The 6,254-nt window shown below is 46.5% G+C and carries 10 protein-coding genes; 7 read left to right on the top strand and 3 right to left on the bottom strand.

From position 1 onward, the window contains the following. The first annotated feature begins 169 nt into the window (after positions 1-169). The 7 genes from KM934_RS12210 to KM934_RS12180 are packed head-to-tail and all read left to right on the top strand — an operon-like array spanning position 170 to position 4,238. On the top strand, positions 170-706 hold the full coding sequence (locus KM934_RS12210; RefSeq protein WP_215760877.1) for a flavin reductase family protein: 537 nt from the start codon (positions 170-172) through the stop codon (positions 704-706). Further along, positions 706-1,458 carry an MBL fold metallo-hydrolase gene (locus KM934_RS12205; protein ID WP_215760878.1) on the top strand — a complete coding sequence of 251 codons (753 nt, stop codon included), beginning with the start codon at positions 706-708 and terminating at the stop codon, positions 1,456-1,458. Before KM934_RS12210 ends, KM934_RS12205 begins: the two co-directional genes overlap by 1 nt. Before the next feature lie 23 nt (positions 1,459-1,481). Continuing rightward, a complete protein-coding gene (locus KM934_RS12200; protein WP_005816310.1) occupies positions 1,482-1,661 on the top strand; it encodes a transcriptional regulator in 180 nt (59 codons plus the stop codon). Further along, positions 1,661-2,101, top strand: a complete 441-nt coding sequence (locus KM934_RS12195; RefSeq protein ID WP_215760876.1) for a ribonuclease H — start codon at positions 1,661-1,663, stop codon at positions 2,099-2,101. The genes KM934_RS12200 and KM934_RS12195 overlap by 1 nt, the downstream gene beginning before the upstream one ends. Beyond that, complete coding sequence (locus tag KM934_RS12190; protein WP_215760875.1) at positions 2,088-2,297, top strand: hypothetical protein; 210 nt, start codon at positions 2,088-2,090, stop codon at positions 2,295-2,297. Before KM934_RS12195 ends, KM934_RS12190 begins: the two co-directional genes overlap by 14 nt. Positions 2,298-2,301: 4 nt before the next feature. Beyond that, entirely contained in the window at positions 2,302-3,816 is a 1,515-nt protein-coding gene (locus KM934_RS12185) for a Y-family DNA polymerase (protein WP_215760874.1), read from the top strand. Continuing rightward, positions 3,813-4,238 (top strand): YolD-like family protein, encoded by a 426-nt coding sequence (locus KM934_RS12180; protein WP_215760873.1) that lies wholly within the window; start codon positions 3,813-3,815, stop codon positions 4,236-4,238. Before KM934_RS12185 ends, KM934_RS12180 begins: the two co-directional genes overlap by 4 nt. 220 nt (positions 4,239-4,458) lie before the next feature. Here KM934_RS12180 and KM934_RS12175 read toward each other — a convergent pair whose 3' ends face one another. From KM934_RS12175 to KM934_RS12165, 3 genes are all read right to left on the bottom strand, one after another. Next, positions 4,459-4,956: an SLOG family protein gene (locus tag KM934_RS12175; RefSeq protein WP_215760872.1), complete on the bottom strand. Its 498-nt coding sequence runs from the start codon at positions 4,954-4,956 to the stop codon at positions 4,459-4,461. Beyond that, positions 4,953-5,534, bottom strand: a complete 582-nt coding sequence (locus tag KM934_RS12170; protein ID WP_215760871.1) for a type I phosphoribosyltransferase — start codon at positions 5,532-5,534, stop codon at positions 4,953-4,955. Before KM934_RS12170 ends, KM934_RS12175 begins: the two co-directional genes overlap by 4 nt. 308 nt (positions 5,535-5,842) lie before the next feature. After that, on the bottom strand, positions 5,843-6,154 hold the full coding sequence (locus KM934_RS12165) for a hypothetical protein (protein ID WP_215760870.1): 312 nt from the start codon (positions 6,152-6,154) through the stop codon (positions 5,843-5,845). Between the last annotated feature and the right edge of the window lie 100 nt (positions 6,155-6,254).

Here is a 6,254-nt window from a genome sequence, read left to right as displayed (position 1 = left end):
TCACATTGAGGATTAGATAGTTGTAAATAATCTTAATATTTAACGACACTCCCTAAATAGAATAAGAATGAACCGACGAACGAAGGAAACGCAGAGTAATGCAGGCATTAACTCTGCTTTACAAGGAGGAGGAAGACCAAAGGTCAAATCATTTGGACAAAAATCGTGGATGCTTCCACAGCCGGTACTGATTATCGGCACATACGACAAGAACGGCAAGCCCAATGCTATGAACGCAGCTTGGGGCGGTCAATGGGACGCAAAGGAGATTATGATTGCCATGGGTGCGCATGCCACCACCGAGAACTTGAACGACTGTCCTGATTTTACCGTGGCATTTGCTACAAAGCAGACCATGGTAGCTGCTGATTTCGTAGGCATTGTATCAGCCAAGAACGATACAGACAAGATAGCGAAGACTGGTTGGAAATGCGAGAAGGCAGAGAATGTCAATGCTCCCGTCTTCACCGACTTTCCCATGACCTTGGAGTGCCGCATCAAGGAAAAGATTGACGAGTCGGAAGAGGGCTACTACATTGTGGCAGAGATAGTCAACATCCTTGTAGATGAGAACTATCTGGCAGAGGACGGCAAGCCCGACATGGAGAAGATGGAACTCATCGTGTTCGACCCTATACATCACGGTTACATCGAACTTGGCAAGACCATTGGAAAGGCATTCTCAGATGGCAAGGCTTTGAAATGATGACACTCAGATACATTTTCCATAGTGGATTCCTGCTTGAAACGGCTCGGTGCATCCTGGTCTTTGACTACTGGATGGATCCTGCCGATGTCATGAGTGGGTACATGAATACATGTAAACATGTGTACGTGTTTTCAAGCCACTTCCATGAGGATCACTTCACGAAAGCAATCCTCAGATGGAAGAATAGCATCCCAAATATCACATACATCCTGTCAAAGGATATACTCAAACGTCGAAGAGCGCAGAAAGAGGATGCCGATGTATGGATGGCCAAAGGAGCGGTATGGGAAGATGAGAACCTGAAAGTGATAGCCACAGGCAGCAATGACAGTGGCGTGAGCTGGATTGTTGAAACAGAAGATAAAACCATCTTTCATGCTGGTGACCTGTGCAACTGGTACGCACGCTTCCTTGTTGACGGCACGCCTGAAGGAGAGGTCTTCTGTGAAGAGTTCGGTCAACACATCAATCCTGTGGCAGAGGAAAAGCGGTTCCTTGGTGAACTGAAAGACATTCGAAAGATAACCGATTCCTTTGACCTCGTGATGTTTCCTGTGGACGGACGCATCGGCAATGGCTATACGCTTGGAGGGCGTCAATTTATAAATCGCTTCAAGGTTGGGATGTTCGTTCCAATGCACTTTGTCATGAGTGGGTATGAGAGTGCGTGGCGCATGGAGCCTTTCTGCAAAGAAAAGGATGTCCCCTTTTGGTGCATCGGGCACGAAGGAGACTGCATAACAATATAATAATACATTAAATCGTTAAAACAATGGACGCAAAAGAAAAAGTATTAGCAACAATGAAAGAGGCAGGTCAGCCTCTTAACGCAGGTAAAATCGCAGAGCTCAGCGGTCTCGACCGCAAAGAGGTAGATGCAGCCATGAAGCAGCTGAAGGCAGAGGGCGCAATCGTCTCTCCTGTTCGTTGCAAATGGGCACCTGCAGAGTGATGGTACAGGACTCGACAACATATTATGTATGGATAGGCGGGTCTTGTGACTACGGTCATAAGGAACGTGCTGGTGGTGCTGCCGTTGTGATAGAGCACAACGGTAGCATCATCAGTCGTGATGTCATCAGCAATATGCATACCACGGAGTTCCGTATGATGCTAACGCTTATGGTTAAAGTAATGAACGAGCTGCCTGACGGTTCGGACATTCTTTTCCTAACCAACGCAGCCTACATCCAGAACTTTGACAAGACACCTACAGCGAAGTCTGCCAATCCAGACCTCATCAGCCAGTGTATCGAGGCGAAAACACGGCACAGTTCTGTTAGTGTCAAAATCGTACCATACCACAAAAGTCCATTGCTCATCGAAACACATGACATGGCAACAGAAGCTATGGCAAAGACAAGAAAAGAATACCACCATGACATCCAATGAGCAGGCATTGTTTGGCATGATGCAAGATTTAGGCTACAGTCATGGCCTTTGCATCACCGCCCTACAAATACTCTCGCAAGACAGACTTGCGGTAAGCGAAATGCTGGCATATCTTTACGAGGAACAGCCTTCCGAAGAAGCTTTCATCAAGGAAATCGCAAGGATATGCGAGACATATCATCTTAGCAATCAATAGTATTATGACCGAGGACAACCGTACATATATAGCCATCGACCTGAAATCGTTCTTCGCTTCCGTGGAATGCGTAGAGCGAGGTCTTGATCCGCTCACCACCAATCTTGTTGTGGCAGACGTGAGCAGGACAGAGAAGACCATCTGTCTGGCTGTTTCCCCTTCCCTCAAAGCCTACGGCATTGGAGGAAGGGCACGTCTGTTTGAGGTTGTGCAGCGGTTGCGTGAAGTTAACAATGAGCGAAGGTACAAGAGCCCTTTCCATCGCCTGACGGGAAAGTCGTGGAAGGACGAGGAACTCAAAGTTCACGAAGATTGGGAAGTTGACTACATTGCTGCCCCTCCTCGCATGGCCAAATACATTGAATACAGCACACGTATCTATCAGATATACCTGAAATACGTCGCTCCAGAGGATATTCACGTATATTCCATTGACGAGGTCTTCATGGACGTGACGGCTTACCTTGATACATACAGGATGACGGCACATGAACTTGCCATGACCATGATACGTGATGTCCTGAAGAATACCGGGATAACGGCTACTGCCGGCATCGGCACAAACCTTTACCTCTGCAAGATAGCCATGGACATCATGGCAAAGAAGGCTCCTGCTGACAAGGACGGTGTGCGCATTGCGGAACTCAATGAGATGAGTTACCGGGAACAGCTGTGGGACTATACCCCAATCACCAAGTTCTGGCGTGTGGGCAAAGGCATAGCAGAGAAACTTGCTCAGTATGGTATGTACACCATGGGCGATGTGGCTCTCTGTTCCGTAGAGCGTGAGGGACTGCTTTACAAACTCTTTGGTGTGAATGCGGAACTCCTTATCGACCATGCCTGGGGATGGGAACCTGTCACGATGGACTATGTGAAAGCCTATCGACCTGAGACCAATTCGCTGAGCAGCGGACAGGTGCTTACAGAACCCTACACATTCCAGAAAGCAAGGGTCGTTGTCCAGGAGATGGCGGATGCCGTTGCTCTCGACCTTGTGAGCAAACGGCTCGTTACAGACCAACTGGTGCTGACAGTAGGCTATGACATCGAGTCTTTGACGAACCCTGACATTCGTGACAACTACCATGGCGATGTCACCACAGACCACTATGGCCGCCAAGTGCCGAAGCACGCTCATGGGACAGCCAACTTAGACAAGTTCACTTCATCTACCAGACAGATTATGAAGGCTGTGGCATCCCTCTACGACCGGATTGTCAACCCCAACCTGCTGATACGTCGCATGACACTAACAACCAACCATGTCATCAGTGAAGAGAGTGCCAGAACAACGAGCTCCACTCCCATACAGTTAGACCTGTTCACCGACTATGAAGCATTGGAGGCACAACATAAAGCCGAGGAAGAGGCACAGGCTAAGGAGCGAAGGATGCAGGAGACACTGCTGAGTATCAAGAGCAAGTTCGGCAAGAACTCCATACTCCGGGGACTGAACCTTGAAGAAGGGGCTACTGCCATAGAACGCAATAAACAGATAGGAGGACACAAAGCATGACGGATAAATACGCCCATATCATTGACTTGCCCCACCACGTATCAAAGGTCAGACCGCAGATGACCATGTACCAGCGTGCAGCTCAGTTTGCCCCGTTTGCGGCTCTAACAGGGCATAGTGCAGCCATCAGTGAAACGGCAAGACTGACAGACAAGGCGATGGAACTCTCTGAGAGTGAGTGTGAAGTGCTCAACCAGAAAATCACGTTGCTTTTAGCGCACCTCGACGAACATCCGTATGTCTGCATTACATACTTTGTTCCTGACTTGCAGAAGGAAGGTGGCAAATATGAGACACATTCGGGTTCCATCAAGTCCTGGGATGAGTACGAACAAAGGATTACCTTCGACGACAACACGCAAGTCAAGGCAAATGAAATCATCGACATAAAAGGGGAATTGTTCGACAACAGAGCATTTTGAATGTCCATCACCGGTTGAAGTGTAGCCACATAATGCACCTGTAGAAGCATCCAATAAGGCTGCCACTACAATTCTTAGTCATTACATGTAGAACTATGACTATCTATCCCGTCTGAAATCATTGCGCTCGTCCCCATGCCACCATGCCCCTAAGAAAGCGAACAGCACGCGGAAGACAACGACAATGACAACAATATCAAATATCTCATTCATAAGCGTTCTAATATAAGTTTGTAACAGAAATACCCATCTCTCTTGCCTTTCTTATGGTGTAATAAGTTCCTCCTCTTTCCCTACCATCATAATAGGCAATAATCTGTGCTGCATTGCATACCATAAACTCATCCCTGTCAAGGAAACACCTCGGATAATAATGTTCCGACAATACAATCACCTCGTCTACTTTTTCTATAAGTTCATCGTAACACCTCCTGTCATGTGGTTTGAACCTGCCAGCCTGTCCTCTGAAAGGTATTGCGGCGGTGAGCACCATTCCTGGGTGAGAGAGCTTCAGAGACTGTACGGTCTGAGCTGCCATAAGGTCTATGCCTGTGGCAAATCCCGAAATGAAGTTTCGGATGCCATTGTCGTATGCTACGACAATGGCTCGTGACAGACGTTGCCTGATAATATCTTTTCGTGAGAAGTCATAGTAACGATGTCCTGTGAAGGCTGCTGATTTAGCCCTGTCAAATGAGTTGTTGTTTCTTTTTTTCATTGCTGTACATATTTATATGATGTCTTGCCGAGGAATATGCCATCTGTAACATGCGCCCCGACCTGTTCTAATTGATTACTATAAGCACAAAAGGAAGAGCCGGTTGTCACCACATCGTCCCAAATGCAGACTATCTTATTCTTGAAGAAATCTGCATCCACCTCAATGTTCATACCCTCCTGTAATCTCTTCATGCGTAATTCTTTCTTTATTTTTGTTCCATGAACGGCAGTACGTTCCCCTCTTACTCTTACATGTGAAAAACCATCAATGGCACCCGATAGCCTGCATACAAGTTCGGAGAAATACTTGTTGCGAGCCTCGTTTCGTTCCTGGCTGCTTGCAGGAACACAAGAGAAGACTACCTTGCCTATCTTGCGTCCATACTTCTTCACCAACATCTTTGCAACACATTTGGCTACTTCTGCATGGTTGTGACCATCCTTGAAGTCATAGATGATTTGTCTGTCAAAAACAGCATCAAACCCTATGTTTTTTATTCTTGCAGGATAGTAACGTAAGAAACTGCTTAGGTTCTTGTCTTCTTGTCCTTTGATGTAAACCTTGACCATGTTCATTGTTCTTCTGATTTTTATTTCCCTCTCGTTAAATCCTTTCGGACTGTGATTGGGAAGATTTTCTGCATTCAGAAGTGCGGTCAAGGCAATCAGACAAGTCTGCCGTGAAGAATACTCTTTTTCTGTGAAAAAGGAAGATTGTCCACGAAGCACGACTTGCCATTTTGCATTGAACAGTGGTAACTTCGCAGAAAATTCTCCCTAATCACCCGTCCGACAGGAAGTAAAGAGCATCTTTACGTGAACCCTACATGATAGGACTTACCAAGATAGTAAAAGAGGATGTACTGTTTTTCGCTCTTTGTTAGTCATTCGGGGTCGTATAAGTTTAGATACCACTCATTGATGTTCCACACCTCAATGTCATAATTCGTCTCATAGCCTTGGGTCTGGTAGGTAATTTCAAGTTCCTTACGGAGTATGCGCCTTGCTTCTGCTTTCAGCACACGTTTTGAGGTTTGTTCTATCTCGTCCTTGTCGAAGAACTCTTCCAACTCTATGCGATGGTTCTTCACAATGGTATTCACTGCCGCCCATTTGCTTGTGAAAACGCCTGCACACTTTCGATGGTTCATGCTATGCCATGCATCGGTTTCATAAACTACAAATATTTGTCTCATAATACTTTGTGATTATTAGGAATAGGCAGCATTGTAGCCACCTATCGGCGCACCCGACAAACCCTGTGGAGTGCTGTGCAGATGCTAACCCAAAAACTAT

It is taken from the genome of Hallella faecis, from assembly GCF_018789675.1.
Taxonomy (GTDB): Bacteria; Bacteroidota; Bacteroidia; order Bacteroidales; family Bacteroidaceae; genus Prevotella; species Prevotella faecis.
The sequence above is the reverse complement of the archived record's forward strand: the minus strand, read 5'-3'. Positions and strand labels throughout refer to the sequence as shown.